The organism is Rhizorhabdus dicambivorans (assembly GCF_002355275.1).
GTDB classification, from domain to species: domain Bacteria; phylum Pseudomonadota; class Alphaproteobacteria; order Sphingomonadales; family Sphingomonadaceae; genus Rhizorhabdus; species Rhizorhabdus dicambivorans.
The window spans coordinates 1,040,770-1,066,508 of sequence record NZ_CP023449.1 but is presented as its reverse complement, the minus strand read 5'-3'; the positions used below and the strand labels follow the sequence as shown (position 1 = coordinate 1,066,508).

Genomic DNA, 25,739 nt, shown 5'->3' with positions numbered 1-25,739 from the left:
ATACATTACTTGATCGCGGCAAGGGGTGTGGTTAGGCTTGGGAAAGGTCGCGGCGCCGAAGCCGCGGCAATATTGGGAGGAAATCGGTGACAACGAAGGTCAGCCGGGCGATCACAATTGGCGATCTCAAGGAGATTGCGCGCCGGAGGACGCCGGAATTCGCTTTTGTTCCGGTGGAAACCGGCGGAGACGACGGCAGCGGGCCGGTCCGCAATGCGGACGCGTTTCGTAAACACCTGCTGAGCGCGCATGCGCTGGTCGACTGCTCGGCGGTCAACCAGCAGGTCACGCTGTTCGGCAAGACCTATTCGAGCTCGTTCGGCATCTCCGCAGTCGGCTTTGCAGGCATTATGCGGCGCAACGCGGAGCAGATGCTGGCTGAAGCCGCCGCCGAAGCAAACATACCTTTCATGCTGTCGAGTTCGAGTTGCGCATCGATCGAAGAGATCGCGCGTATCGCACCCGGCAATGTCTGGCAGCAGCTCTATGCCGCCCGCGATTCCAAGATAACCGACGACATGCTTCGACGCGGCGCCGATGCAGGCGTCGATGTCCTGGTCTTCACGGTCGATGCCCCCGCCCCGATGTATAATCATTGGCTGGTTCGGGCGGGCCTCAAGCTGCCTGCCTATGTGCCCCCGGCCAAATGGCCCTATGTCATCTGGCAGGCATTGCGCCACCCGGGCTGGAGCTGGGAACACGGCTCGCGCGGCGGCCTCCCGCGGGCGGACAGCTGGGCGCCCTATTCGCCGCCAGGCGCGTCGGCCAACGAGATTGCCCGGCGGTCATGGTCGCAAACCCCTACATTTCACGAATGGCCCGAGGTGGAGCGGCTGCGGAAGCTTTGGCCCGGCAAGCTGGTGATCAAAGGCATCATGCGCGCCGAAGATGCATCGCGCGCGCTCGACCTTGGGGCAGACGCGGTTATCGTCTCCAATCATGGCGGCAACAAGCTCGATTGCATGCCCGCCTCAATCGATGTTCTTCCCGCAATCGCGCGCCATGTGGGTGATCGCGCGCGCCTGTTGTTCGATGGCGGAATTCGCCGGGGGTCAAATCTTCTGGTGGCGCATGGGCTCGGCGCGCATTTTTGCATGGTCGGCCGGGCGACGCTCTATGGTGTCATGGCTGGAGGAACCGAAGGCGCCTTGCGCGCCATTGAAATATTGCGGAGCGAGGTGCAGCGCGACCTAGCGATGATCGGGTGTCCCGACATAGCCAAGATGAACGCATCGTTTCTCCACCATCGGGTGGGATAAGCAACAAGGACGGCCGTCGATGCGGAAGCGACTCCCTTGTAATCGGCCGGCGGACGAACGGTAACTTTTTGAGGTTATTCTGCAAACCTGCCAGTCCGCAACCGGCCCAAAATCTGCCACCATGGCTGACACGTAGGAACGGCAGCTTTGAGATGCGGATGCCGGTGCGTCGAACGGCCGATATGTCGTGCAAAGCCGTCACCTACAAACGGTCCAGATCGACAAGCGGTCGCCAACTCGATTGATACAGTCAGCGTCGTTCCTGAACTTCCGGATCATCGTTGATGAGTATCCGTTCACCAGCACCTTCGAGATCATCAAACTGTCCGGTGGACAATGACCACATGAAAGCAGCCAAGCCACTGAGGCCAAGCAGCAGCGCTATCGGGATCAGAAGCCCGATGCCGCTCACCGGGTACACCGCGCGAGGCGGAGGGCATTGGCGACCACGATGATCGATGAGGTCGACATCGCGATCGCGGCAATCAGGGGCGTCACCATTCCCAGCAGGGCCAGCGGCACCGCGAGGATGTTATAACCGATTGCCAGCGCAAAGTTCTGTCGGACGATCCGCATGGTACGACGCGCGGCCACCACCGCGATCGGCACCGGCAGCAGGCTGTCGCCCAGGAACACAATATCCGCGGCATTCTGCCCGACATCGCTCGCGGATGAAGGCGCGATCGAGACATGGCCTGCGGCAAGCGCCGGTCCATCGTTGAGACCATCGCCGACCATCAGCACATGATGGCCAGCCCGCGTCAGGCGGTTGATCGTCTCGACTTTCTGGTCTGGAGTCATGCCGACCATCGCCGGCGCGTGGACCTGGCCGGCAATCGCGGCGACCGCTTCCCGGCGGTCCCCGGATAATATGACCGGCTCCATCCCCAACCGGGCGATACGCGCAACCGCCTCCTCGGCATCGGGCCGAAGCCGGTCCGCGAACCGCAGCAGACGCGGCGCGCCGCCGTCGATCAGGAAAGCGCAACACAGCATGTCGTCGGCGGCGGCCGCGGTTCCGACCCATTCCGGGCGACCGAGCCGAGCCAGTCGCCCGCCGACATGGCCTTCCACGCCTTTCCCGGCAATCTCCCGGATGTCCTTGGCATCCGCGGCCCTGCTGCCATTTTCAGCGAGCGTTCGCGCGAGGCTGCGCGAAAGCGGGTGGTTGCTGGCGCGCGCGAGGGCAAGGGCCGCGCTGCATTCGGCCGGATTGAGCGCCTCTATGCTGACGACTTCCGGTCGTCCCAGAGTCAAGGTCCCGGTTTTGTCGAAGCACACCCGATCGGCCTCGGCCAGCCGCTCGAGCGCCGAGCCGTCCTTGACCAGCAGGCCGCGGCGCATGAGCGCGCCTGAAGCGACGACCTGCGCGACCGGCACGGCCAAGCCCAGCGCGCAAGGGCACGTAACGATCAACACGGCCACCGCGATGAGCAGCGAGGCGTGCCAGCCGGCGCCGGCAATCATCCAGCCGACAAAGGAAGCGGCGGCCAGGGTGTGGACCGCCGGCGCATAATAGCGCGCCGCCCGGTCGGCGATACGCACATAGCGGGATCGGCCCTGCCCCGCCGCTTCCATCAGCCGGGCCATGCCGGCGATGGTGGTATCGCGTCCCGTCGCGGTGACGCGGACCGTCACCGGACCGGTGAGGTTGAGAGACCCTGCAATCACCGCCGATCCCGCGTCGACCGGCTCCGGCCGGCTCTCGCCGCTGATAAGCGACCGGTCGATCGCGCTTGAGCCCTCCTCGACCCGTCCGTCGGCGGCGAAGCGCTCGCCAGCGCTCACCAGCAGGGCCATGCCCGGCGCTATATCTTCAGCGGAACGCCACTCGGCCCTGCCATCGGGCAGCAGCACCATTCCCCCGGGCGCCATCGCGCGCATCAGCGCCCCCGCTCCGTCGCGCGCCCGGTCGCGCATCGCGCTGTCGAGATAGCGGCCGGCCAGCAGGAAGAAGATCAGCGAGACCGCACCGTCGAAATAGGCATGGGCACCGCCCGTGATTGTTTCGAACAGGCTGAGCGCGGTCGCCAGCAGCACTCCGATCGAGATAGGCACATCCATGTTGGTCCGGCCGTGGCGAAGCGCACTCCAGGCCGAGCGGAAGAAGGGCTGGCCCGCATAAGCGACGGTCGGCATCGCGATCATCGCCGACAGCCAGTGGAAGAGCTGCCGGGTTGCGCCGTCCGCTCCCGACCAAACCGAGACTGAAAGCAGCATGATGTTCATCGAGGCAAAGCCCGCGACGCCGAGCCCCTTCAGCAGCTGCCGACTCTCGCGCCGATGCGCGAGATCGCCACTCTGTGCGATGACGGGCTCGGCTGCAAAGCCGAGCGCATCGAGCGCGGACCGCAGCGCGGGCACGTCGAGCCCCGCGTCGTGATCGATTGCGATCCGTTTGGCGGTGAGATTGACCCGCGCCGAGCGGACACCTGGCACATGTGCCAGTCCTTGTTCGATCTTCGCGATGCAGGCAGCGCACCGCACCCCAGGCAAGCTGAACTCGCTATGCTCGACAATCGCCGTCATGCCGAAAGCTCCGCGACGAAATCCTTCGCTTCGGAACCGCGGCGCAAGTGGATTTCCAGGCGCCAGCGACCGGCTGGCAGAGGCTCACGCGAGCGATATTCCCGCAGCGAAATGCGCTCGAAGTGCAGGCGCATTGCCGGCAATCGACCGAGGGGATGGATCGCGAGGGCATCGACCGCAGCGCGATCGAGCCCGGAAAGGGTCAGATGGACACGATCGCCGCGCCGGTTGGCATTGACAACCCAGCCGAGTGCCGACTGGGCGCGGGCCTTGTCGAGCCATTGGTTGAACCTCTGGCTCGCGACATAGCTGTTCTCGACGACGGTGCCGCCGAATGTCCGTGTCGCCAGCGTGGCCATAACCATGTTGACACCCACCACCACGGCAAAGAACGCCACAGTCAGGCCCAGCATGTGGAAGCCGGTGAATGGTCGGGTCATGGCTGCATCTCCGGACGATCGAACCGCGCCTCGTCCCTAGCGCTGTCGGAAGAGCCGTCGGCCGCGGCAATGATGAAATGAAAGTCCTCGGTGGCGGGGCCGCGCCCCGGCGCCCTGACATAGATGCGGTGGGCTTCGACCTGATCGGGAGCCACCGAGACCGTCATCATGCGGCCCGCGGCAGTGGCGTCGCTGAGCGAGTCCCACATCACGCCCTGCTCGAGCCCCTCGATCGCGAGGCGTAACGTGCGGGGCCGCGATTCCATGTTGCGGATCTTGACCGTATAGGCGTTGCGCACATCGCCGCCCGACAACTGCACCCAGAGCGGATTGCGATCATGCGCCGTAGTGAGATCGAGACGGGCGCGCGCGCCCAGGGCGAACACCATCGCCAGCCCGACGGCGCTCCAGACTGCGAAGTAGGCCAGGGTGCGCGGCCGGAACAGCGTCCGCGTCACCGGTACCGGTGCCGCGCCGGCAGCCTCGGCCTTGCAATCCTCCAACGTTGCATAATCGATGAGCCCGCGGGGTCTCCCCACCTTGTCCATCATCTGATCGCAGGCGTCGATGCACAGCGCGCAGGTGATACAGGCGAACTGGGCGCCATTACGGATGTCGATGCCGACCGGACAGACCTGAACACAAGCCTGGCAATCGATGCAGTCTCCGCTCTCGTCGCTGCGCTTCACGCCATGGCTGCGCGGCTCGCCTCGCCAATCCTTGTATGTCACGATCAGCGAACGCTCGTCGAGCATCGCCCCTTGGATGCGCGGCCAGGGGCACATGTAGAGGCAGACCTGTTCGCGCATGAAACCGCCGAAAATATAAGTGGTCGCGGTGAGGATCGCGATCGTCGCGTAGGCCACATGGGCCGCCTCGCCAGTCACGAGGTCGTGCGCGAGTGTCGGCGCGTCAGCGAAGTAGAACACCCATGCGCCGCCCGTCACGAGGCCGATGAAAAGCCAACTCCCATGTTTCAGCACCCGCCGGCCGATCTTGCTCGCCGTCCATGGCGCTTTCTTCAAGCGCAGCTGGGCATTGCGATCGCCATCGATCGCGCGCTCGACATGGAGGAAAAGATCGGTCCACACCGTCTGTGGGCAGGCATAGCCGCACCAGGCCCGTCCGACCGTGCTTGTCACCAGGAACAACCCGATGCCCGCCATCACCAGCAGTCCCGCCACATAATAGAATTCGTGTGGCCAGATCTCGATCGAGAAGAAATAGAAGCGGCGATGCGCGAGATCGACCAGCACCGCTTGGTCGGGAGCATAAGCGCCGCGATTCCACCGCAACCAGGGCGTCACATAATAAATTGCCAGCGTAACGGCCATGACAACCCATTTGAGCCGCCGGAAGAAGCCGTCGATCGCGCGCGGGAAGATGTCCGGCCTGCGGGCATAGAGCTTGCGCGGCAGCGCCGGCAGACCGGAGGGGGGCATGTTCATTCGCCGCCACCCAGTGAGTGGACATAGGCGGTCAGCATGTTGAGCGTCGCCGCGTCGAGCGTCTTGTTCCAGGCAGGCATCACCCCATAGCGCGCGTTTGTCACGGTCGCAGTCAGCGCCTCGCGATCGCCGCCATAGAGCCAGATCGCATCGGTGAGGTTGGGGGCGCCGAACGCACGTCCGCCCTTGGCGTCAGTGCCGTGGCACATCGCGCAATTCGCCGCGTACAGCGCAGCACCGCGCCGGGCCGACCCGCCGACCGTCTCCTGGTGCGACGCGGCGCGAACGAAGGACACCACAGCCTGAATCTCTTCGGGCTTGAGGATGCCGTCGCGGCCGAAGGCTGGCATCTGCGACATGCGGGTCGCATCGTTGCCGGGCTGCCGGATGCCGTGCATCAGCGTCTCATGGATCTCGGCACGGCTTCCACCCCACAGCCAGTCATCATCGTTGAGGTTGGGGTAGCCACGAGTGCCGGCGGCGCCGGCACCATGACACGCCGCGCAGTTGATTTTGAAGGCCGCGCGCCCGCCCTCCACCGCCGCCTGCATCAGCGGCGATTTGGGGTCGAGCGTCGCGATATCGACCTTGGCAAGTGCCGCGAGGGTCGAGGCGTGGGCCGCCTGGCCCTTCGCCATCTCCTCAGCAAGCTGGCGGTGGCTGCTCCAGCCGAGCGTGCCGGCCGTCGCCCGTTCGAGCAACGGGATCGCGGGATAGGCGATACAATAGCCGACGGCGAAGACGATCGTCGCGTAGAAGGTCCACAGCCACCAGCGCGGCATCGGATTGTCGAGTTCCTCGATACCGTCCCATTCATGCCCCATCGTGGGCACGCCGGTGGCTTCGTCGATCTTGCGGTCAGTCATCGCGGGGATCCTCGTCACGGAACGGGATTTGGGCGGCGTCGCCATGACGCGCGCGGGCCGAGGGACGCAGCGCGAACCAGAGCGCCAGAAGAAAGACCAGACCGAGAAACAACATTCCCCAGGTGTCGGCGGCATGGCGCAGGAGGTCGTAGCTCATCGCGCCGTCTCCACCGGTTCGGCGGCCTTCGTGTCGACGAGCGTCCCGAGCATCTGCAGATAGGCGACGAGCGCATCCATCTCGGTCACGCGCTTGGGATCGCCATCAAAATCGCGCGCTTGCGCCTTGGGATAGCGCTTCTTCATATCCGCAGCGTCGGCGTCGGGGTCAGCCTGGGCGAGTGCGTCCGCGATCGCGGCGCTGATCTCCGCGTCGGTATATGGCACCCCGGCCCATTTGAGCGCCTGGAGATGCTTGTCGAGGTGACGGACGTCGAGGTCGCGCTCCTTGAGGAAAGCGTAGGACGGCATGATCGAGCCTGGCACGACCGCGCGCGGATCGACCATGTGCTGGACATGCCACTCGTCCGAATAGCGGCCACCGACCCGGGCGAGGTCCGGCCCGGTCCGTTTCGATCCCCATTGGAAGGGGTGATCGTACATGCTCTCGGCCGCGAGGCTGTAATGGCCGTAGCGTTCCACCTCGTCGCGGAACGGCCGGATCATCTGGCTGTGACAGTTATAGCAGCCTTCGCGTATATAGATGTTGCGGCCGGCAAGCTCGAGCGGCGTGTAGGGCCGCATGCCCTGCACCTTCTCGACGGTCGAATCGATCCAGAAGAGCGGCGCGATTTCGACGATGCCGCCGATCGCGACGGTGATGAGCGAGAGCACGAGCAGCAAAGTGACGTTCCGCTCGATTTTGCCATGATCAAGAATTTTGGTGGCCATCGGGCGTGTCCTTCAAGCGGCGCGGGGCTGGAGCGGATGGTCCAGCGCCGGATTGTGGGGGGTGTCGGTCAGCGGCGCCTCGTCGCGCAGGCGTCCACGGATCGTCTGATAGACATTCCACGCCATGATCACCGAGCCGCTGAGGTAGAGGAGACCGCCCGCCGCCCGGATCAGATAATAGGGCTTCATCGCCGCGACGACGTCGACGAAGGCGTAGACCAGATAGCCATTCTGGCCATATTCGCGCCACATCAGCCCCTGCATGATGCCCGCGACCCACATCGACGAGACATAGAGGACGATGCCGAGCGTCGCGGTCCAGAAGTGCCAGTTGACCATGCGCAGCGAGTAGAGCCGCTGGCGGCCCCACAGGCGCGGCGCCAGGAAGTAGATCGTCGCGAAGGTGATCATACCGTTCCAGCCGAGGGCCCCCGAATGGACATGGCCGATCGTCCAGTCGGTATAGTGCGACAGCGAATTGACCGCCTTGACCGACATCATCGGTCCTTCGAAGGTGCTCATCCCGTAGAAAGCGAGCGCCAGCACCATCATGCGGATGATCGGATCGGTGCGGACCTTGTCCCACGCACCGTTGAGCGTCATCAGCCCGTTGATCATGCCGCCCCAGCTCGGCATCCACAGCATCACCGAGAACACCATGCCCAGTGTCTGCGCCCAGTCGGGCAGCGCGGTATAATGGAGGTGGTGGGGGCCGGCCCAGATATAGAGGAAGATCAGCGACCAGAAATGGACGATCGACAGGCGATAGCTGTAGATCGGGCGCTCGGCCTGCTTGGGCACGAAATAATACATCATGCCGAGGAAGCCTGCGGTCAGGAAGAAGCCGACCGCATTATGGCCGTACCACCATTGCGTCAGCGCGTCCTGGACGCCGGCGAAGGCCGAATAGCTTTTCGAGCCGACAAGGCTGACCGGGATCGTCAGATTGTTGACGAGGTGCAGCATCGCGATCGTCACGATGAAGGACAGGTAGAACCAGTTGGCGACGTAGATATGCGGTTCGTTACGCTTGACTATCGTTCCGACGAACACCGCCAGATAGGCCACCCAGACAATCGTCAGCCAGATGTCTACATACCATTCGGGCTCGGCATATTCGCGGCCTTCGGTGATCCCGAGCAGATAGCCCGTCGCCGCCAGGACGATGAACAGCTGGTAGCCCCAAAACACGAAGTCGGCGATCTTGGGGAATGCCAGCCGCGCGCGGCAGGTTCGCTGGACGATATAGAAACTTGATGCGATCAGCGCATTGCCGCCGAAGGCGAAGATTACCGCTGATGTGTGGAGCGGGCGCAACCGCCCGAAGCTGGTATATTCGAGGCCGAGGTTGAGCTGCGGGAAGGCAAGCTGCAGCGCGATGTATAGGCCGACCAACAGCCCCGCCAATCCCCAGACCACCGTCGCGATCACGCCGAGGCGGATGACATCGTCGTAATAGCCCGTCGGCTTCGGGCGGACCGCGAGGCCGAGCACGGCGTCATAGTCGGTCCGCCTGAGGGTGGCGACCAGCCCGACCAGCGCGGCGGTGGCGACTATCCACATCTGCGCCGCAAATCCGCCGTCGACAGCATAGGCCGCCGCGCCCACCGCGAGCAGCAGCGCGATCAACCACGCCCCCGACTTCATCATCACATTGTCCATCGTCATTCCCACCTGATCAACCGGGGTCGCCATGCGCGGCGCGGCCACGCGATGCTTTGCGCCAGGTCAAAATCCTCAGCCGGTCGCGATCCGTTCGAGCCCCGCCCGATCCCGGAGCACAAGCCGACGTCCACCCGGCAGGGTGATCAGTCCCTCGCGTTCGAAGCGCGTCATGGTGCGGCTGACGGTTTCGATCGCGAGCCCGAGCAGGTCCGCCATCTGCTGGCGGCTGAGCGGCAGTGATAGCGGCTTCCCCGGGGCACCGCCGAGGCGGTCGATCATCTCGAGCAGCAGACTCGCCACCCGCTCGGTCGCCGACATCCGTCCGAGCAGCAGCATCCAGCGACGCGCGCGGTCGAGCTCGTCGAGCGTGCGCCGGAGCAGCGCCGCCTCGATACCCGCATGGCTGTCCGCAAAGCCGTCGAAGGCGCCACGACGAAACACGCACACCCGCGCCTCGGTCAGCGCGGTGACGCTGTGATGGCTGTCCTTGCCGAACGGCCGGCCGATGAAATCCGAAGGAAAGACGATGCCGACGATCTGTTCGCGGCCATCTCCCGTCACCGTCGACAGCTTGAGCATGCCTTCGAGCACATTGCCGACCAAAACCGACTCATCGCCTTCCCACAGCAACGTCTGCCCAGGGCGCAGATGGACCTTGCGGCCCATCCGCCCGAGCTCCTCGAGCCCGATGGCATCGAGCGAACCGCAGATGGCGGAGGCACGCACCTCGCAGTCGGCACAGCGTCCCGCATCGGGTGCGACACTGGGCCGCGAGGTGGCAAGCTGAAGCATCTGGTGAACCCCACATCGAAGTCCCTGTGCCGGGACCCTGAGCTGGCGCTTTTCTCGGCTTCGGGGCAAAGCCGATATAGGGATATGTACGAACCCCTTCGCGACCCCTGGCCGGGCGGAGAGCTAGGTAGCTTTCCCAATAGGGTCCGGCGAAATGGCCCCATAAGCGGGGTCGATGACCAGATTGCATAGCGACGTCAGCGCCTGCGGCGCCGAGCCCGCGACGGAAGCTGTGGGGAGCACCCCGGCCCAGACAGATCGGCCTCGGACCAACCCAGCCTGTCCGCTTCCGGGGCCCCTCACCCTGCGCGCGCGACGCCTTGGCCTCCACAGCCACAGCGAGCCGATCGTCATCCTGCGCACCGACAGCGCCATCTGCCGTTCAGAAGGGCTCGCTCCCCACAGCCGGGTCGAGCTTCATGCCGGGGGGCGCTCGGTCGTCGCGACCCTCTTCCAGGTCGACGACGTGCTCGACCGCGATCAAGTCGGTCTGTCGGAAAGCGCCTGGCGGCTGCTTGGTCTGGTCGAAGGCGCAACCGTCCGGGTGAAGCAGGCACCACCCATCGCATCGATCGCAAGCATAAGGCGGCGAATCTATGGCCACCGCCTCAAGCTCGACGACATGACCGCGATCGTTCGCGACGTGGTCGATGGACGCTATGCCGACCTTCACCTCGCCGCCTTCCTTACCGCCACTGCGGCCCAGCCGATGGACGAAGAGGAAAGCTGGGCCTTGACCAAGGCGATGGTGGCGAGCGGAGAGCGGCTCGACTGGCCGTTTGCGATCGTTGTCGACAAGCATTGCGTTGGCGGACTTCCCGGCAACCGGACAACGCCCATCATCGTTGCGATCGTCGCGGCCGGTGGGCTGACCATGCCGAAGACATCGTCGCGCGCGATCACCTCTCCCGCCGGCACCGCCGACGTCATGGCGGTGCTCGCGCCCGTCGATCTGCCGATCGGTGCCATGCGCCGGGTCGTCGAGCAGGTCGGCGGCTGCATCGTCTGGGGCGGGGCGATCGATCTCAGTCCCGCCGATGACATCTTCATCGGGGTCGAGCGCGCACTGGACATCGACACCGAGGGTCAGCTGGTTGCATCGGTGTTGTCGAAGAAAATCGCCGCCGGCGCGACCCATGTCGTCCTCGACATACCCGTAGGTCCGACCGCCAAGGTCCGCTCGGCCGCGGCGGCGGCCGACCTCGCGCGGCGGCTGACGACGATCGCCGGCCGCTTCGATATGCGCGCCATCTGCATCCAGTCCGACGGCACGCAACCGGTTGGGCGCGCGCTTGGCCCGGCGCTCGAAGCCGCCGATGTGCTGGCCGTGCTCAACAACGATCCGACCGCTCCGCAGGATCTTCGCGCCCGCGCCTGCACCCTCGCGGCAATCCTGCTCGAGGCAGGCGGCGCGGCATTGCCAGGGGACGGCGCGTTGCTCGCCGAGCAGCTCCTCGCCAGCGGGGCTGCCGCGCGCAAATTCGACGAGATCTGCGAGGCGCAGGGCGGCCGGCGCGATCTGCCGGTAAGCGGCTATCGCCATAGTGTGACGACGCCGGTCGGCGGGATGGTAACGGCGATCGACAACCGGCGCATCGCCCGGCTCGCCAAACTGGCAGGAGCACCCGACGCTCCGGCCGCCGGTCTCCTGCTCCACGCTCAGACTGGGGATAGCCTGTGCGGTGGCGACCCGCTTTTCACCCTTCACGCCGAGAGCCCGGGCGAGCTTGCTTACGCGCTCGATTATGCCGTCGCCAACCCCGACATCATCGCACTGGAAGATCGCGGATGACGATCATCTGCGCTCTGCCGGGCAGTGAGTCCGTCGCGCGGCAGATCGCCAGCACGCTCGCGTTCCCGCTTGGTCAGATCGAGAGTCGGCCCTTTCCCGACGGAGAAAGTTACGTGCGCTTCACAGGGCCGATCGACCGCAAGCATGTTGTGCTGGTGTGTGTGTACGCTCGCCCATCTCCATGAGCAGATCCTCCGCCTGCTGTTCGCGGCGGACGCCGCGCGCGACCTCGGCGCCCGTCTGATCACCCTGGTTACGCCTTATCTTGCCTATATGCGGCAGGACAAGCGCTGCCAGCCTGGCTAAGCGGTCTCGTCGCGCAGTTTCGCGCGCTTGCTGAGCGGCAGCTTCAATCGTATCATCACGGTGTCCCCGCATCTCCACCGTTACCGAGCGCTCAACGACCTTTACCCGATCGAGGCGATCACGCTCGACGCAACGCCTCAGCTCACATCCTGGCTGACCGCCCATGTCGCTCGGCCCCTGCTTGTCGGCCCCGACAGCGAAAGCGAACAATGGGTGGCGCGGGTCGCCCGCGATGTGGGCGCGCCTTATATGATCGGCCGCAAGCGGCGCCGCGGCGACCGTGATCCAGCTCAACGACCAGCGGCCGTCGTAGTCCGCGAAGCGGTTGGCCCGGCGCGCTGAATACGGGCCTTTCGTCGAGCTATATGAGCGCACCGACGAGATCGCGATGCTATATAAGGGGGTGCGCAACGCGACGGAGCGGCCGGACGGAGATTCGCTGACCCGTCCGACGCACAGCATCGTCGATTTCCTGTAGGCGCGGCGATGCGTCCTCCCGGATCGGCCAGGGACGAATGGCAGGCGGCATGGCCCACCGTGGTCGCGGCGGCCGTCGGACAGGCCTTCTGCACCTCGCACATCTATTCGCTGGGCCTGTTCATCGCCCCGCTGGAGCAGCAGTTCGGCTGGAGCCGCACGCAGATTACCTCCGGCTATCTGCTGCTCAGTGCGGCGTCGATCCTGTGTCCCGATGATCGGCGGCCTGATGGATCGGATAGGCCCGCGCCGCATCGCGTTGACCGGCATTCCGCTCTATTGCTTGGGGCTGGCTGATTGGTATCGGATCGATCACCGGCCTGCTTCTCGAGTCGGCGGGGTCGCCTTTTCGATCTTGGCTCTCTTGCCGATCGCCATCCTTCATTTCGGTGGCGATCTGCAGATCATCTATCGTGTCGCCTTCCTGCTCGGCCTGTCGTTGGGCTCCGAAGTCGATGTCATCGCCTATATCACCAGCCGCTATTCCATCGGGCGCGTTTCGGCACGCTGTTCAGCATTCTCGTCGCGCTCCAGATTCTGGCTGGCGGCATCGGCCCTTCGATCGGCAGCCTCATCTGTGACAGCCGTGGCAGCTATGATCTGCTGCTGATCGGCCTCATCTCCACCTTCGGGCTAGCCGCGCTCATCATTGCCACGGTCGGCCGTCCAGCTCCCGAAGTGGCGGCCGTTCAATCAGCACCTCTCGGATCTCGCTGACGGCGACAGACTCGAGGAGCACGCTCGACTGCAGGGGCCTTCCGAGGCGGTATTTTGCGCCACCGGCAATAGGGGCCTGCCGCTTTCGAGTTAGGCACAAAAAGGCGGCGCCGAAGCGCCGCCCGGGGCGGATGTCATAAGCACCGCCGCCCTCTTCCATGCGCAGTGATCAAACCTTGACGCGGGGCTCACAGAACTCCTCGAAGCCCGCATAAGGTGTCAGCGGCACCACGTCGATCGAACGGAAGAAGGGAAACATGGGAAGCGAGGCTATATAGCGGGCCAGATCCTCGTTCGAAGCAGCGTCGATGACCCCGATCGATCCATTCCAGTCCGCACGCCTCCACAACCCGACGAGCCGCCCCTCCTTCTGGACCTCGGCGACCTGCCTGTTCTGCGCCTCGACCAGTTCGGCCTGCCTCTCGACGAAGGCGGGGGATTGGCGATCCAGGTGGAAGGTTACGTGAAAAAGCATGTTCTGTTCTCCTCAATCGGCTAGAAGCGCAGGCTCAATTCGGCGCCGTACGTGGCCGGCATGCCGGTGAACTTCACGATCGCGTCGTTGCGCCGGGTGACCGTCACCCAGTAATTCTCGTTCGTCACGTTCCGCCCGTACAAGGTGAACTGCCACGACTTGTCCGGACTCGCTATTCCCAGGCGCAAGTCGACCAGGGCATAGCCCTTCAGCCGCACGCGGGGATCGGGCCGAAAATCGCCATAGCTGGAGGAACGGTAGGTGACCGTCCCGCCGATAAACCCGTCCACACGGGCGGTGAGGCTATGTTCATATCCGACATCCCCGTTCAGCTGCCATTTCGGCGTATAGGGGAAGCGGCTTCCCTTGAAGTCGATCAGTTGTCCGAACTGGGTGAAGTTCATATAGCTGCGGGTGATCTTGCTATCGACATAGACGCCACCGAGCGAGAGGCGAAGGCCTTCGGTCGGATTGATCACCGCCTGAAGCTCCGCACCCTTCACGCGGGATTTGGGGATGTTGATCAGCGCTTCAAGGAAGTTGAAGACCGGAACCGCAACCCGGCCGCGCAACTGCTTGTCGGCATAGTCATAGTAGAAAAGCGCGCCGTTGAGCTGGATCCTGCGATCGAGCAAGCTCGATTTAAACCCCAGCTCATAAGCGGTGAGTTCCTCCTGCTTCGCGGGCGTATACTGGCCATCCGTGGTGGCGGAGAGGTTGGTGTAGGTGCCAGATTTATAGCCACGGCTGACGTTCGCGTAGATCAGCTGGCCGGCGGCGGGCTTCAGATCGATGCCGACCCGCCAGGAGACATTGTCCTCCGGCAGGCTGCGGAAGGCCGTGCCGAAGCGCGGCTCCGTCGGCAATCCCAGCACCGTGGCGCAACGCCCCACGCCCGTCGTCGCCGGGTTGAGGGAAAAGGACAGCGAAAGACCACGGCCGAAGGCGTTGTTGCCCTCGCTGCGCAGGCAGCCGTTGAAGGTGTTGCTGGTATCCGTGTAGCGCGCGCCGGCATGGAGCGTGATAAGGTCGCCAATGTCGTAATCGACGTTGCCGAACACGGCCTTGCTGACGAACTTCGTGTCGCCGTAGAATGAGATGAAGTCGACCTCCGGCAGGCCGAGGCGCAGGAAAGCGCGGCCGGACGTCGTATCGGAACCCGTGAAATAGACATTCTCATAGGCAAGGCTGCGCTCATAGTTTCCGCCGAGCAGCCAGCGGCCCTGCCCGCCGATATCGCCGGCAAGGCGCAGCTCCTGATTGAAACTCTTGACGTGACCGGTCACCAGCGCGTTGCTGACCCTGAGCGACGTACCGTCCGAATCGACGCCCTGATCCTGGCGATAATCGGTATAGGCCGTGATCGATGTCAGGCTGATGGCGTCGCTCAGATCATAGTCCACCCGTAGCGCGGCCTGCCCCATCTCGTTGCGGCGCTTCAGGGGGAAGATCGCATTCCAGTCGGCATCGCGATTGTCGTTGCCGACCGGATAGGTCAGCAGCCGCGGATCGAGCACGGTCGTCGCCGTCTGCGCGAAGGGCGCGGAATATTGGCCGGCCTGGCTGTCGGAACGGTCTAGGAAACCGCTGAGCGTCAGATGCGCGCGCAAGCGGTCGTCCGGCTCCCATAGTAGTTGCAGGCGTCCCTGCGTGAAGCTCTTCGCACCGAGCGTATCGCCGGGGCGCGTCAGGCTGCGCTGCCAGTCGCCGCGATTTTCATGATTGAAGGAGAGCCGCGCCGAGAGCGTTGGGCCAAGCGGGCCGCTGATGAAACCGCCGAGCGTCGCCGACTGAAAGTTGCCATAGCCCAGATTGACGCCGGCCTTGAAATCGCGGGTGGGACGGGCGGCGATATAGTTGATCGCTCCCGCGGTCGCGTTCGAACCGAACAGGGTACCCTGGGGTCCCTTGAGCACCTCGACGCGTTCCAGATCGAAGACCGATCCCGAGGTCATCACCGGATATGGCAATGGAACCTCGTCTACATAGACGCCGACCGTCGACTTGGCGAGGATCGAGGATTCGTAGAAACCGACGCCGCGAATGAAATAGACCGGCGTGTTGTAACTGCTGTCGATCGCGACGAAACCGGGCGTGACCTTGCCCAGATCGGCCGCGCTGGTGACACCCGAGCGGATGAGGTCGTCGCCGGCCACCGCCGTGATCGACATCGGCACCTTGTTGATTGATTCCGCACGCTTGGTCGCGGTCACGATGATCTCATCGACCGAAGCGCTGCGCTGGGCGGCGGCATCGGCCGGCAAGTCGATATTCTGGGCCATCGCCGGGGCACATATCCCCAGGCCAGAAATGAGAATTGCCAAAGCGCTGCACCCAAAGCGCAACGAACCCTTCACTGGCAAGCGAACCTGCATCCGTCCCTCCCGTCACAGATGGAGCCGTTCATCGGCTCCCATTCTATGAACAATGTTAAGTGAACAATGTTCATAGAGTCAATAGGCCTTCTTTGCCGGCGCGCCAAGAGCACCCTGCCGAAACGCGGCCCTATTTCGTCGGGCGGGCGCGGATTCCGCTGATGACCATCGTCACGAGCGCGTCGAAACTGGCATCGAGGCCGGAGGCGGGAAAATTGGGCACGTCGATAACCAAGCTGCTGAGGCCATGGATCGCCGCCCAGGCCGCTTCGGCCCAGACATGGGCATCGTTCTCCTGCGAACGGTGGTCCGGTTCCGGCGAGATCAGCGCGGCGACCTCGTCCACCAGGATCTTGAACGCTTCGAGGCCGGGCGCCTTGCCGGCCTCTGCCGGGCGACCCGGGCGCGGCGCGAAGATGAGCTGCGAACGGAAGGTCAGCCGATAACCTTCCGGATCGGAACGCGCGAAATCGAGATAGGCGCGCAGATGCGCACGGAGCCGCTCTTCGGGATCCTTCGCCAGGGCGACCGCCCGCTGCGTGGCCCGGTTAAGCTCCAGGAACGCCTGGTCGCGAATGGCGGCGAGGATGGCTTCCTTGCTGTCGAAATAGATGTAGATCGCCGCGACCGAAATGCCGGACTGCTCCGCGAGCCGCCGCATCGTCGTGTGCCGATAGCCGTGCTCGTTGAACACCTGCCGGGCCGCGCCGATGATCTCCAGATAGCGCTCGTGCCCGTCACCGCGAGCTTTCTTCTTAGCCGGTGGTGACATGGCCGCCGCGGCGATGATGGTTGATGCTCAAAGCCGCTGTCCTACAATAAAGTGCGCAGCCGATCCGCCTCCACCGATGGCGAAGCGCTCGGGCGTGGGCGTGTGCCTATTCCGGGCGGTCAATCTTTTCAATCCTGATGGGCACAGCGGAGATCCACGACATGTTGCTGAGCGGCTCGAACGCCTCCGGGCCCATCGGCATCACCGCGTTGACATTGACGCCCGGCCTGCGCTGCGCGACCCGCATGCCGTAGGTCCGGTGGTTGCCGAACCCGTGCGTCATCGCCGCCGTGCCGGGGCCCATGCTGGCATCGACCAGCACCTCGGCGTCCACCCCTCCCTCCTGCGTGACGATGCGGACCTGATCGCCATCGAAAAGGTCGAGCCGATCCGCGTCCGCCGGCCCGATGCGCAGCGGGTTTTCGGCGTTCCTGCCGCGTCGGAAGCGGGCGACGTTGGGCATCCAGCCATTATGGTGATAGGGCGTGCGGATGTTGACCAGCTTCAGCATGTCGTCCGGCTCGCCGGCAAGCTCATCGAATATCCGGTCGCAGCGCTCGAACAGGCCGGCCTCGGCGAACGCCGGCGGGCAGCAGTCGATGCGGCCGTCCGGGTGGCGAAGGCAGCGCGTGTAGAAGCTTTCCGGATCGAGAGGGTCGAGCAGCAAGGTCTGCGAGGGCATCGACGCGAGTTGCGCGCGCGTCAGTCCGCGGTTCGCGAGCAGTTGGTCGATGATCGCCCCCGATACGTCCTCGATGCCCGGATTCTCATCGAACACGGAGGCTATCCCCATCTCCTGGGCGATCCGCGCCAGTATCCACGGCGCGTCCCGGCGGTTGCCGCCGGGCGCCTCGATCGCTTCGGTATATTGGACATAGGGGATGGCCTGCATACCCATGCCGACCAGGTTGATGTCCTTGCGTTCAAGCCAGCTCGTCGCCGGCAGGACATAGTCGGCGAGCTCGGCGGTGGCGCTGCGGAAGATATCGATGCTGATCAGCAGATCGAGCTTCTCGAACGCCTTGCGCATCCGCTCCTCGCCGCCCGTGGATATCAGCGGATTGCCGCTCCACAGGATGAGGGCGCGCACATCGCCGGCTTCGATGAGGTCCGGTAGCATCGTCGTCGGAAGGAGGCCGGGACCGATCGGATCCGGCAGCGTGAAGTCGCCCACGGAGGTGCTGACCTGCTGGCTGCCGACCATGGGTGGAAAGGCGTCGATCAGGCCGTTGGGCTTTATCGTGCCGCCCTTCCGCCCCAGATTGCCGGTCACGAAGTTGATCATCTCGCTGAGCCAATAGGCCAGCATCCCCTGCCGGCTCTGGCTGACGCCGGTCGACATATAGACAGCCGCCGACGGGGCTTCGCAGATCTCGCGAGCGATCAGCCAGACCTCGGCCACGGGAATGCCCGTGACGGCAGCGACCCGATCGGCCGGGTAGCGCGCCGCGAAATCGAACAGGGCGTCGGCATTCTTTCCGAACCGCGCGACCCGCTCGCGGTCCACGCCGCCGCGCGCGATGATTGCGTTGAGCAGCGCCGCCAGGAAATAGACGTCCGTACCCGGCCGGATGAAATGTGTCGGGCCAATCTCCTCGGTCGAGGATTCGGTGCGCCGGGGATTGATGAACCGCACCGTCCCGCCGCGCGCGCGCAGCTTGCGCAGGATATCGAGGCCATCATTCGGAATTGAGGCCATCGTCCAGCGCGACACCTTCGGATTGGCGCCCATGCACAGAAGGTAATCGCTATTGTGCAGATCGGGGATCAGCGCTGACCGGGTCGAGCCATAGATATGGCCTGCGCCGGTGAGCTTGTTGACCATGTCCTGCGTGTTCGCGCCGAACCGCATCCTGCTGCCCACCGCTTCCATGAAAGGAAGATAGGCCGCATAGGCCGGGGCATCGAAGGCGATCGGATTGCCCAGATAGCCGGCTATCGCATTGGGGCCGTGCGCGTCCCGGATCGCGGCGAGCCTGGCGCCGATATCGGCGAGCGCCGGGTTCCAGTCCGTTTCGACGAAAAGGCCGCGCGGCTGTTCACGCCCGTTGGTACGGCGCAGCGGATGGTCGAGCCGGTCCGGATCGTTGTGGACGTCGAGAAAGGAAAGGCCCTTGTGGCATGCCGTGCCACCGCTGGGATGACTCTCGTCGGGACGCAGCGAGACCACCTTGCCTGCGCCGTCGACACTGGCGACCACGGGGCAGAAGGGCTCGCAAATCCGGCAGAAGCTGTGCTTTTCGTGATGCACCTATCTTCTCCTCTCACGCTCGCGCGGAGACCAGGCCCGCGCATTCGAGCATTGCCGCGCGATCGGTCAGCTTCACCCGGGGCCGGTCGCACCGACGGCCGGCGCGCCGTTCGGCACGGTCGATCGCGGTCCAGCCGGCATGTGTCATGATCATCAGGCCCCGGGCGCGCAGCAGGTCGACGACGCCCTGACGATCCAGGCTTCCCGGCCGAAGCCGGCCTGCCCTTCTGTCCTCGAAGAAGTGCCGAAGCGTGTCAGCCGCGCATTTTCGGTTCGTCCCGATGATCCCGCGACACCCGCGCTTCGCCCAGCCCGCGACGTACATGCCGGGAAGAACGCGCCCACCGTCGGCGACACGTCCATCCAGATTGGCGATCACACCCTTCACGGGATCGAAGGGAAGCCCGGGCAAGGGCGTGCCCCTATAGCCCACGGCCCGCAGCACCAGCCCCGTTTCGATCTCGATTGTCTCGCTGGTCGGAACCGCCTCGAAGCCCGCGGCGGTGGGCCGCAACGCGTTGCGTGTGGCGATCAACCGCTCCACATGCCCCGCCCCACGGATCTCGACGGGCGAAACGAGGAAGGAGAAGGTGATCCGCCGGTCGCCCGGTCTGCCCGCCCGCGCATGCAGCCGGCGCAGCGTCTGCAACTTGCGCTGAACGACACCGTCCACACCGGCCAGGTCGGCCGCGGCGATCGTGCCGCGATCCAACACCTCGATCCCCACATCGGGAAGATGTTCGAGCTCCTCCAGCTCGGGATTGTTGAACGCGGCCTGGGCGGCCCCCCGACGGGCGAGGATCACCACTTCCCGGATCGCACTCCCGCGCAGGGCTTCCAGCGCGTGGTCGGCGATGTCGGTCCGTTCGAGTTCGGCAAGCGGCAGGGTCAGCATCCGGGCCAGGTCCAGCGCAACATTACCGTTGCCGACGATCACCGCCCGCGAACAACCGAGATCGAAGCGCAGGTGGGAAAAGTCGGCATGGCCGCTGTAAAAGCCGACGAAGTCGCGCGATGCCCAGCTGCCGGAAAGCGTCTCGCCGGGAATGTCCATGGCAACGTCGCCATCGGCGCCGGTGGCGTAGAGCACCGCATCGTACCAGTCGGACAGCTCGGCGGCGCTGACATCGCGGCCGATCTCGACATTGCCAAGGAACCGCACCCGCCGGTCGCGCAGGAAGTGCGCGAATTGCCGGTCGATCACCGCCTTCTTTTCGGGATGGTCCGGCGCGACGGCGCCGCGTACCAGCCCCCAGGGTACGGGCAGGCGCTCGAACACATCGATCTCCGCATCTGCGTCCGCTGCGTCGAGCAGCTGGCCAATCCCGTAGAGCGCCGCAGGCCCGGAGCCGACGACCGCGATGCGCAACGGCCGGTCGATCATCTTGCGGGAACCCGGAAATGCGCGGCGTTGACCTCGGCATAATGCCGCCATCGCACCGGCAGGTCCGCCTCGAAGAAGATCGCGGAGACGGGACACACGTCGCGGCAGGCGCCGCAATCGATACAGCGTACCGGATCGATGTAGAGCTGCTCGGCCGTGTCGAACGCCGCGTCCTGCGGAAGCGGCGCGATGCACTGAACCGGGCACAGATCCACGCAGGCGTAATCGGCGACGCACGGCGCTGCGATCACATAGGCCACCGGCTCCCTCCTAGCTGACCCTCAGCGGCGTGCCCGCTTGAGACGCGGTCAGCCCTGGGATCCAATTCCTGCATGCCACCCGTCGCACTCAAAGTAAACATTGTTCAGTTTATATACGCGACGGTGATGGCCATCAGCCGGTGATACGCTGCAACGCCGCCTTATACTCGGCCTCCACCCGGTCGATCAGGGCGGCGGTAGGCAGGATGGCGTCAATCACGCCGATGCCCTGCCCGCACCCCCAGATGTCCTTCCAGACCTTGGCGTCCTGGTCGCCGCCCGACTTGAAACTCATCGCCGACGGATCGGAGACCGGAAGGTTGTCCGGATCCATTCCAGCGGCGACGATCGAGGGGCGCAGGTAATTGCCGTGCACGCCCGTGAACAGGTTGGAATAGACGATCTGATCGGAGGCGCATTCGACGATCGCCTCCTTGTACCGCTGCGTCGCGTTCGCCTCCTCGGTCGCGATGAACGCCGATCCGATATAAGCGAGGTCCGCCCCGCACGCCTGCGCGGCAAGGACGGCCCCGCCGTTCGCGATCGAGCCGGAGAGCGCCAGGGGGCCATCGAACCAGCGCCTGATCTCCTGGATCAGCGCGAAAGGCGACAGGATGCCGGCATGCCCGCCCGCGCCGGTGGCAACCGCGATAAGGCCGTCGGCACCCTTCTCCACCGCCTTGCGCGCGAACCGATCGTTGATCACGTCATGCATCACGATTCCGCCATAGCCATGCACAGTCGCGTTCAGGTCGGAATCGGCGCCCAGCGACGTGATGATGAGGGGCACCTTGTGCCGCACGCACAGCGCCAGATCCTCCTCCAGCCGATTGTTGGTCTTGTGGACGATCTGGTTCACCGCGAACGGCGCCGAAGGCATGTCGGGATGCGCGCGGTCCCAGGCCCCCAGTTCCTCGGTGATCTGATGCAACCACTCGTCCAGCAGCGAAAGCGGCCGCGCATTCAGCGACGGAAACGATCCCACGATCCCGGCCTTGCACTGCGCGATCACGAGATCGGGATTCGAGATGATGAACAGCGGGGCGGCCATCACCGGGATCCGGAGGCAGTTATTCAATATGGCGGGAAGAGTCATAATCCGTCCTGTCGAGATCTGACCCGGCGGGCGAAGCCGCGCCGGATGACGCGCCTCCACCGCCAGTTCGTGGTAGACAGCCTTCCCTATATATGCAATAAATTGCCTAGTCAATTATTACCATAGTAACTGGAGGGGCATGGATGACGGACGGCTGGCTGAACTGGCCCATGGAGGCGGCGGCCTTTCCCGAGGCATTGGCGTCCGGCATCGCCCCGATCGCCGAACTCGCCGATCGGATCGCGGCCGACGTGAAGGAGGACGCGTACGAAAGGCTGGAAGCCGGAGACCGCATGCTCCTGCGCTCGTGCATCGCGGACATGGGCGATCTCGGCCTGCTCGGTGCGGAGGTTCCGGTAAAGCGCGGGGGCGCCGGTCTCTCAACCGTGGAATGCTGCCGCATCGCCGAAGCCCTGGGGCCGCTTGGCGGGTTTTCGGTGGCCTATGCGGCCCACTCCGGCCTGGCGACGACGCCGCTCGCATCCTATGCCGACGATGCGCTGGCGGGGCGCTACCTGCCGCGCCTGATGTCGGGCGAGTGGATAGGCGGATACTGCCTGACCGAGCCCGGCAGCGGCTCCGACGCCCAGGCGGCCAAGGCGCGTGCGGTTCCCGTCGAGGGCGGGTGGCGTTTGTCCGGCACCAAGGCGTGGATCTCGAATGGCGGCATCGCCGATCTCTTCGTGGTCTTCGCCCAGTTCATGGGCGAGGCGGGCCCCGCGCTCAGCGCCTGCGTCGTGGAACGCGGCTGGGCCGGCGTCTCCATCGGTGCCGAGGAGCGCAAGCTCGGTATGGCGAGTTCATCCACCACGACGGTCAGCTTCGACGAGGTATTCGTGCCTGAGGAGAATCTGATCGGCCTCCTGGGTATGGGTGCACGCATCGCCTTCGGCACGCTGAATTCCGGACGGATGAAGATCGGCGCGGTCAGTGTCGGCGTCTGTCGCGACCTTCTCCGCCAGAGCCGCGACTATGCGGGCGAACGCCAGTCCTTCGGCAGTCCGATCATCCGGCTCGCCGCGGTCAAGGAGAAGCTCGCGGTCATGGCAGCCCGCACCTTCGCGCTTGAAGCCGTGGTCTACCGTGTGGCCGCGACGATCGACGCGGACCAGGGCGCGGGGATTTCCCGCCACGAGGTGCTGGCCGGCCGGCAGGCGGAGGCGGCGCTCGTCAAGGTCCTCGGCTCGGAGACCCTCGCCTATTGTGCCGACGAGGCGATCCAGATCCATGGCGGCAATGGCTTTTCCGAAGAATATCGGCCCGCGCGCGCATATCGCGATGCCCGGGTCCAACGCATCTACGAAGGCACCAACGAGATCAACCGGGCGCTCGCCGTACGCGCCTTCGTCAAGCGCTGGCGGGGCATGCTGCCCGGCTCGGGCGACGCACCGCCGCAGGCGGATAGGCTGTCGAGACTCGCCCGAAGCGTCCTGGGAGCCATGGCCGATACCGGCCTTGACGAGGCCGCCGCGACACCCGCCGCCGACATCATGCTCGCGCTCATCGAGGCCGAGAGCGCGCTGTTGCGCGCGCGACATGTGCCCGACCGCCCCGGCCTCGCGCGGCTCGCCGAGCTGGCCGCCCTGGAGGCCGAACGCCGTGCGCTCGACGCGGGGCTGCGGCTGCCGCCCGCGATCCGCGCCGCGGCGGAGCCGATTTTGCACGACATGTTCGCAGGCCTTGCGCAACGGGACCGCGCAGCGGCGATCGCGGGCGCGGCGGATGCGCTCGACGATCCGGTTTTCGGTTGAGGGAGGCGATTATGACCACGACCCGTTCCATAGAGGGATCGGACGAGCTCGCGGACTTCCGTCCCGGCAGTCTGGTCGACATGCTTCAGGACACGGTTGCCCGCTACGGTGATCGCATCTGGCTGACCTATGGCCCGCTGCACTGGACCTTCGCCGAAAGCGCGGCGGTGATCGACACGCTCGCCACAGAGTTCAGCGCGCTCGGGGTGAGCCGGGGCGATCGCGTCGCGCTGCTCATGCCCAATCATCCGGGCTTCGTCTGGAGCTATTATGCCGCGCTCAGGCTCGGTGCGACCGTCGTCGCGCTCAATCCGCTCTACGCGCAGGACCGTCTCGATGGCCAGCTTCGGGAGACCTTGCCGCGCCTGATCGTCGGCGTCCGGATCGACGGCGAGGCAGAGCGTACCGCAGCGCTCGCAAGCGGGAATGGCATCGCCGCCCATCTCTGGCCCTGGGACGGGCCGGAGCTCGAGAAGCGGGCCGCCGCGCTCGCCACCGGACGGGACGACGCTCCAGCGGCGGAGATCATGCCCGACGAGACCCTGGCGGTGCTGCAGGGGACGGGCGGCACCACCGGGCTACCCAAATTCGCGATGCTCACCCACGCCAACCTTCGGTGGAATGTGGAGCAGACCGCCGCCGTCTTCCCCAAGCTGGAAAACGGCGCCGAATGTCTGCTCGTGCCGGTACCCTTCTGCCATATCACCGGGATGACGATGGCGATGAACCTCGCCGTGCGGCTCGCTGCGGAGACCATCCTCCTGCCCCGTTTCAACCCCGAAGCGATCTTCGAGCTGCTGCGCGATCGGCCCGTATCGATGCTGGCCGGCGTGCCGACGATCTTCACCGCGCTGCTGCGCGATCCGCGATCGGCCGGGGTCGACTGGTCGCGCATCAAATATGCGGCCGCCGGCGGCGCACCGGCTGCGGCCGAGACCATTCAGCGCTTCCATACGCTTTCCGGCGTGTACATCCGGCAATGCTATGGCCTGAGCGAGACATCCCCGCTGGTCACCCTCATGCCCGGACAGGCTGACGAGCCGCTGGGAGCGGCGGGGCTGCCGATACCGGGCACGCGGGTGACGATCGACGGCGCGGACGAATGTGGCGAGATACTGGTCGCCGGTCCACAGGTGATGCAGGGCTATTGGCAGCGCCCGGAAGAGAGCGAGCACGCGCTGCAGGCCGGCATGTTGCGCACCGGCGATATCGGCCGGATCGACGAAGCCGGCTTCCTGCACATCGTCGACCGCCAGAAGGAGGTCATCATCGCCAGCGGCTACAATGTCTATCCACGGCTGGTCGAAGATGCGATCGTCACCCACCCGGCGGTCATCGAGGCTGCGGTCATCGGCATTCCCGACGCCTATCGTGGCGAGACGGTGCGGGCCTATGCCGTACTCAGGCAAGACACGACCCTGACGCTCGCCGAACTCCAGGCCCATCTCGTCACCCGCCTGTCGCCGTTCGAAATACCCAAGCAGTTCGAGATCCGGCAGGATCTGCCGCGAACGCCGGTCGGCAAGCCATCCCGGGCCGCACTGCGGGAGGAGTGGGCAGCCGCGAGGTCGAGCGACTGAATGACAAACCGGCCGGGCCGGTGCTAGGTCGGTTCCAGACAACTGCCAGGGAGGTCTCATGGCGCTGACGCATGCCATTCTGACGGCGCTCTCTCACGAGCCGCTGAGCGGGTACGACCTGGCCAAGGAGTTCAGGACCTCCACCGGCTATTTCTGGCGAGCGACGCGCCAGCAGATCTACACCGAACTGCGGCGGCTCGAGACGCAGGACATGATTGCCGGCATGCGGCGCGAGCAGGACAAGCTCCCCGACAAGATCATCTGGTCCATCACCCCGCTCGGCATCGAAGCCCTGCAGGCCTGGCTGGACAGCCCCAGCCCGCCGGCGTCAATCAAGGAGGAGCTCCTTGTGAAAATGTATGCTCTGGAATATGCCGACCTGCCCAAGCTCCGCGCACAGCTCGCGGACCGGCGGGCCTATCATCTGGAGCGCAGGGCCCTGTTCGGCGCGATTGAGGCCAGGATCGCCAAGAACGAGCAGATCGACAGGAGCAACCTCGGCCGGCTGCTCGGAGCGCGCTGCGGCGTGCTGTACGAACAGGCCATGATCACCTGGTGCGACGAAGCGGTCGCACAGCTGGAATAGGTCGACCGGGCCGGCCGCTTAGCCGGTGCA

General features: G+C 65.1%; 26 protein-coding genes. 10 read left to right on the top strand and 16 right to left on the bottom strand.

Annotated elements, in window-relative coordinates; translation table 11 throughout:
- Positions 1 to 86: 86 nt before the first annotated feature.
- Positions 87 to 1,259, top strand: coding sequence for an alpha-hydroxy acid oxidase (locus CMV14_RS05135; protein WP_238147192.1), 1,173 nt, complete (start codon positions 87 to 89; stop codon positions 1,257 to 1,259).
- Between the two features lie 250 nt (positions 1,260 to 1,509).
- Here CMV14_RS05135 and ccoS read toward each other — a convergent pair whose 3' ends face one another.
- The 9 genes from ccoS to CMV14_RS05090 form a co-directional block, all read right to left on the bottom strand.
- Entirely contained in the window at positions 1,510 to 1,671 is a 162-nt protein-coding gene (gene ccoS / locus CMV14_RS05130) for a cbb3-type cytochrome oxidase assembly protein CcoS (protein WP_066964203.1), read from the bottom strand.
- Positions 1,668 to 3,788 carry a heavy metal translocating P-type ATPase gene (locus CMV14_RS05125; protein ID WP_066964096.1) on the bottom strand — a complete coding sequence of 707 codons (2,121 nt, stop codon included), beginning with the start codon at positions 3,786 to 3,788 and terminating at the stop codon, positions 1,668 to 1,670. The genes ccoS and CMV14_RS05125 overlap by 4 nt, the downstream gene beginning before the upstream one ends.
- On the bottom strand, positions 3,785 to 4,201 hold the full coding sequence (locus CMV14_RS05120; protein ID WP_238147191.1) for a FixH family protein: 417 nt from the start codon (positions 4,199 to 4,201) through the stop codon (positions 3,785 to 3,787). Before CMV14_RS05120 ends, CMV14_RS05125 begins: the two co-directional genes overlap by 4 nt.
- Before the next feature lie 23 nt (positions 4,202 to 4,224).
- Complete coding sequence (gene ccoG, locus CMV14_RS05115; protein WP_408014375.1) at positions 4,225 to 5,676, bottom strand: cytochrome c oxidase accessory protein CcoG; 1,452 nt, start codon at positions 5,674 to 5,676, stop codon at positions 4,225 to 4,227.
- A complete protein-coding gene (gene ccoP, locus CMV14_RS05110; protein WP_066964103.1) occupies positions 5,673 to 6,542 on the bottom strand; it encodes a cytochrome-c oxidase, cbb3-type subunit III in 870 nt (289 codons plus the stop codon). The genes ccoG and ccoP overlap by 4 nt, the downstream gene beginning before the upstream one ends.
- Complete coding sequence (locus CMV14_RS05105) at positions 6,535 to 6,699, bottom strand: cbb3-type cytochrome oxidase subunit 3 (protein ID WP_083215877.1); 165 nt, start codon at positions 6,697 to 6,699, stop codon at positions 6,535 to 6,537. The genes ccoP and CMV14_RS05105 overlap by 8 nt, the downstream gene beginning before the upstream one ends.
- The gene (ccoO, locus tag CMV14_RS05100) at positions 6,696 to 7,430 is read right to left on the bottom strand and encodes a cytochrome-c oxidase, cbb3-type subunit II (protein WP_066964106.1); all 735 of its coding nucleotides are present in this window, start codon (positions 7,428 to 7,430) and stop codon (positions 6,696 to 6,698) included. Before ccoO ends, CMV14_RS05105 begins: the two co-directional genes overlap by 4 nt.
- Positions 7,431 to 7,442: 12 nt before the next feature.
- On the bottom strand, positions 7,443 to 9,092 hold the full coding sequence (gene ccoN / locus CMV14_RS05095) for a cytochrome-c oxidase, cbb3-type subunit I (RefSeq protein ID WP_066964209.1): 1,650 nt from the start codon (positions 9,090 to 9,092) through the stop codon (positions 7,443 to 7,445).
- A 75-nt stretch (positions 9,093 to 9,167) separates the two neighbouring features.
- On the bottom strand, positions 9,168 to 9,887 hold the full coding sequence (locus tag CMV14_RS05090) for a Crp/Fnr family transcriptional regulator (protein ID WP_066964109.1): 720 nt from the start codon (positions 9,885 to 9,887) through the stop codon (positions 9,168 to 9,170).
- 175 nt (positions 9,888 to 10,062) lie between these two features.
- Here CMV14_RS05090 and CMV14_RS05085 point away from each other — a divergent pair, with 175 nt between their 5' ends.
- From CMV14_RS05085 to CMV14_RS26385, 6 genes are all read left to right on the top strand, one after another.
- Positions 10,063 to 11,679, top strand: coding sequence for a thymidine phosphorylase family protein (locus CMV14_RS05085; protein ID WP_083215878.1), 1,617 nt, complete (start codon positions 10,063 to 10,065; stop codon positions 11,677 to 11,679).
- Positions 11,676 to 11,864, top strand: coding sequence for a ribose-phosphate pyrophosphokinase-like domain-containing protein (locus CMV14_RS27555; protein WP_139114716.1), 189 nt, complete (start codon positions 11,676 to 11,678; stop codon positions 11,862 to 11,864). Before CMV14_RS05085 ends, CMV14_RS27555 begins: the two co-directional genes overlap by 4 nt.
- Entirely contained in the window at positions 11,824 to 11,985 is a 162-nt protein-coding gene (locus tag CMV14_RS05080) for a ribose-phosphate pyrophosphokinase-like domain-containing protein (RefSeq protein ID WP_083215879.1), read from the top strand. The genes CMV14_RS27555 and CMV14_RS05080 overlap by 41 nt, the downstream gene beginning before the upstream one ends.
- A gap of 27 nt (positions 11,986 to 12,012) precedes the next feature.
- Positions 12,013 to 12,327, top strand: a complete 315-nt coding sequence (locus CMV14_RS05075; RefSeq protein ID WP_066964111.1) for a phosphoribosyltransferase family protein — start codon at positions 12,013 to 12,015, stop codon at positions 12,325 to 12,327.
- A 144-nt stretch (positions 12,328 to 12,471) separates the two neighbouring features.
- Positions 12,472 to 12,759 (top strand): hypothetical protein, encoded by a 288-nt coding sequence (locus CMV14_RS26670; RefSeq protein ID WP_066964113.1) that lies wholly within the window; start codon positions 12,472 to 12,474, stop codon positions 12,757 to 12,759.
- Positions 12,677 to 13,072, top strand: a complete 396-nt coding sequence (locus CMV14_RS26385; protein WP_139114717.1) for a hypothetical protein — start codon at positions 12,677 to 12,679, stop codon at positions 13,070 to 13,072. The genes CMV14_RS26670 and CMV14_RS26385 overlap by 83 nt, the downstream gene beginning before the upstream one ends.
- Positions 13,073 to 13,348: 276 nt before the next feature.
- Here CMV14_RS26385 and CMV14_RS05055 read toward each other — a convergent pair whose 3' ends face one another.
- The 7 genes from CMV14_RS05055 to CMV14_RS05025 all read right to left on the bottom strand — a co-directional run bounded on the left by CMV14_RS05055 (position 13,349) and on the right by CMV14_RS05025 (position 21,792).
- Positions 13,349 to 13,654, bottom strand: a complete 306-nt coding sequence (locus CMV14_RS05055) for a muconolactone Delta-isomerase (protein WP_066964121.1) — start codon at positions 13,652 to 13,654, stop codon at positions 13,349 to 13,351.
- 20 nt (positions 13,655 to 13,674) lie between these two features.
- Positions 13,675 to 15,936, bottom strand: a complete 2,262-nt coding sequence (locus CMV14_RS05050) for a TonB-dependent receptor (protein WP_176489096.1) — start codon at positions 15,934 to 15,936, stop codon at positions 13,675 to 13,677.
- A 223-nt stretch (positions 15,937 to 16,159) separates the two neighbouring features.
- A complete protein-coding gene (locus CMV14_RS05045; RefSeq protein WP_066964128.1) occupies positions 16,160 to 16,801 on the bottom strand; it encodes a TetR/AcrR family transcriptional regulator in 642 nt (213 codons plus the stop codon).
- 106 nt (positions 16,802 to 16,907) lie between these two features.
- Complete coding sequence (locus CMV14_RS05040) at positions 16,908 to 19,052, bottom strand: molybdopterin-containing oxidoreductase family protein (RefSeq protein WP_066964131.1); 2,145 nt, start codon at positions 19,050 to 19,052, stop codon at positions 16,908 to 16,910.
- Positions 19,053 to 19,065: 13 nt separating this feature from the next.
- Positions 19,066 to 20,436 carry an FAD-dependent oxidoreductase gene (locus tag CMV14_RS05035; protein ID WP_066964134.1) on the bottom strand — a complete coding sequence of 457 codons (1,371 nt, stop codon included), beginning with the start codon at positions 20,434 to 20,436 and terminating at the stop codon, positions 19,066 to 19,068.
- Entirely contained in the window at positions 20,433 to 20,696 is a 264-nt protein-coding gene (locus CMV14_RS05030) for a 4Fe-4S dicluster domain-containing protein (protein WP_066964137.1), read from the bottom strand. The genes CMV14_RS05035 and CMV14_RS05030 overlap by 4 nt, the downstream gene beginning before the upstream one ends.
- A 133-nt stretch (positions 20,697 to 20,829) precedes the next feature.
- Complete coding sequence (locus CMV14_RS05025) at positions 20,830 to 21,792, bottom strand: NAD(P)H-dependent flavin oxidoreductase (protein WP_066964140.1); 963 nt, start codon at positions 21,790 to 21,792, stop codon at positions 20,830 to 20,832.
- A 143-nt stretch (positions 21,793 to 21,935) separates the two neighbouring features.
- Between CMV14_RS05025 and CMV14_RS05020 the strand changes: the two genes are divergently transcribed.
- Genes CMV14_RS05020 through CMV14_RS05010 form a run of 3 tightly spaced genes read left to right on the top strand, consistent with a single transcriptional unit; the run spans position 21,936 to position 25,709 of the window.
- Positions 21,936 to 23,543: an acyl-CoA dehydrogenase family protein gene (locus CMV14_RS05020; protein ID WP_066964143.1), complete on the top strand. Its 1,608-nt coding sequence runs from the start codon at positions 21,936 to 21,938 to the stop codon at positions 23,541 to 23,543.
- Between the two features lie 11 nt (positions 23,544 to 23,554).
- Positions 23,555 to 25,123: an AMP-binding protein gene (locus tag CMV14_RS05015; RefSeq protein ID WP_066964145.1), complete on the top strand. Its 1,569-nt coding sequence runs from the start codon at positions 23,555 to 23,557 to the stop codon at positions 25,121 to 25,123.
- A 58-nt stretch (positions 25,124 to 25,181) separates the two neighbouring features.
- Positions 25,182 to 25,709 carry a PadR family transcriptional regulator gene (locus tag CMV14_RS05010; protein WP_066964148.1) on the top strand — a complete coding sequence of 176 codons (528 nt, stop codon included), beginning with the start codon at positions 25,182 to 25,184 and terminating at the stop codon, positions 25,707 to 25,709.
- Positions 25,710 to 25,739: the final 30 nt, after the last annotated feature.

Bases quoted from the DNA above. Each gene is read 5' to 3' on its own strand.
- CMV14_RS05125 (WP_066964096.1), bottom strand. From the start codon at position 3,788: ATGACGGCGATTGTCGAGCATAGCGAGTTCAGCTTGCCTGGGGTGCGG.
- CMV14_RS05120 (WP_238147191.1), bottom strand. From the start codon at position 4,201: ATGCTGGGCCTGACTGTGGCGTTCTTTGCCGTGGTGGTGGGTGTCAAC.
- ccoG (WP_408014375.1), bottom strand. From the start codon at position 5,676: ATGAACATGCCCCCCTCCGGTCTGCCGGCGCTGCCGCGCAAGCTCTAT.
- ccoP (WP_066964103.1), bottom strand. From the start codon at position 6,542: ATGACTGACCGCAAGATCGACGAAGCCACCGGCGTGCCCACGATGGGG.
- CMV14_RS05105 (WP_083215877.1), bottom strand. From the start codon at position 6,699: ATGAGCTACGACCTCCTGCGCCATGCCGCCGACACCTGGGGAATGTTG.
- ccoO (WP_066964106.1), bottom strand. From the start codon at position 7,430: ATGGCCACCAAAATTCTTGATCATGGCAAAATCGAGCGGAACGTCACT.
- ccoN (WP_066964209.1), bottom strand. From the start codon at position 9,092: ATGGACAATGTGATGATGAAGTCGGGGGCGTGGTTGATCGCGCTGCTG.
- CMV14_RS05090 (WP_066964109.1), bottom strand. From the start codon at position 9,887: ATGCTTCAGCTTGCCACCTCGCGGCCCAGTGTCGCACCCGATGCGGGA.
- CMV14_RS05085 (WP_083215878.1), top strand. From the start codon at position 10,063: ATGACCAGATTGCATAGCGACGTCAGCGCCTGCGGCGCCGAGCCCGCG.
- CMV14_RS27555 (WP_139114716.1), top strand. From the start codon at position 11,676: ATGACGATCATCTGCGCTCTGCCGGGCAGTGAGTCCGTCGCGCGGCAG.
- CMV14_RS05080 (WP_083215879.1), top strand. From the start codon at position 11,824: ATGTTGTGCTGGTGTGTGTGTACGCTCGCCCATCTCCATGAGCAGATC.
- CMV14_RS26670 (WP_066964113.1), top strand. From the start codon at position 12,472: ATGCGTCCTCCCGGATCGGCCAGGGACGAATGGCAGGCGGCATGGCCC.
- CMV14_RS26385 (WP_139114717.1), top strand. From the start codon at position 12,677: ATGATCGGCGGCCTGATGGATCGGATAGGCCCGCGCCGCATCGCGTTG.
- CMV14_RS05055 (WP_066964121.1), bottom strand. From the start codon at position 13,654: ATGCTTTTTCACGTAACCTTCCACCTGGATCGCCAATCCCCCGCCTTC.
- CMV14_RS05050 (WP_176489096.1), bottom strand. From the start codon at position 15,936: ATGGCCCAGAATATCGACTTGCCGGCCGATGCCGCCGCCCAGCGCAGC.
- CMV14_RS05045 (WP_066964128.1), bottom strand. From the start codon at position 16,801: ATGTCACCACCGGCTAAGAAGAAAGCTCGCGGTGACGGGCACGAGCGC.
- CMV14_RS05035 (WP_066964134.1), bottom strand. From the start codon at position 20,436: ATGATCGACCGGCCGTTGCGCATCGCGGTCGTCGGCTCCGGGCCTGCG.
- CMV14_RS05025 (WP_066964140.1), bottom strand. From the start codon at position 21,792: ATGACTCTTCCCGCCATATTGAATAACTGCCTCCGGATCCCGGTGATG.
- CMV14_RS05020 (WP_066964143.1), top strand. From the start codon at position 21,936: ATGACGGACGGCTGGCTGAACTGGCCCATGGAGGCGGCGGCCTTTCCC.
- CMV14_RS05015 (WP_066964145.1), top strand. From the start codon at position 23,555: ATGACCACGACCCGTTCCATAGAGGGATCGGACGAGCTCGCGGACTTC.
- CMV14_RS05010 (WP_066964148.1), top strand. From the start codon at position 25,182: ATGGCGCTGACGCATGCCATTCTGACGGCGCTCTCTCACGAGCCGCTG.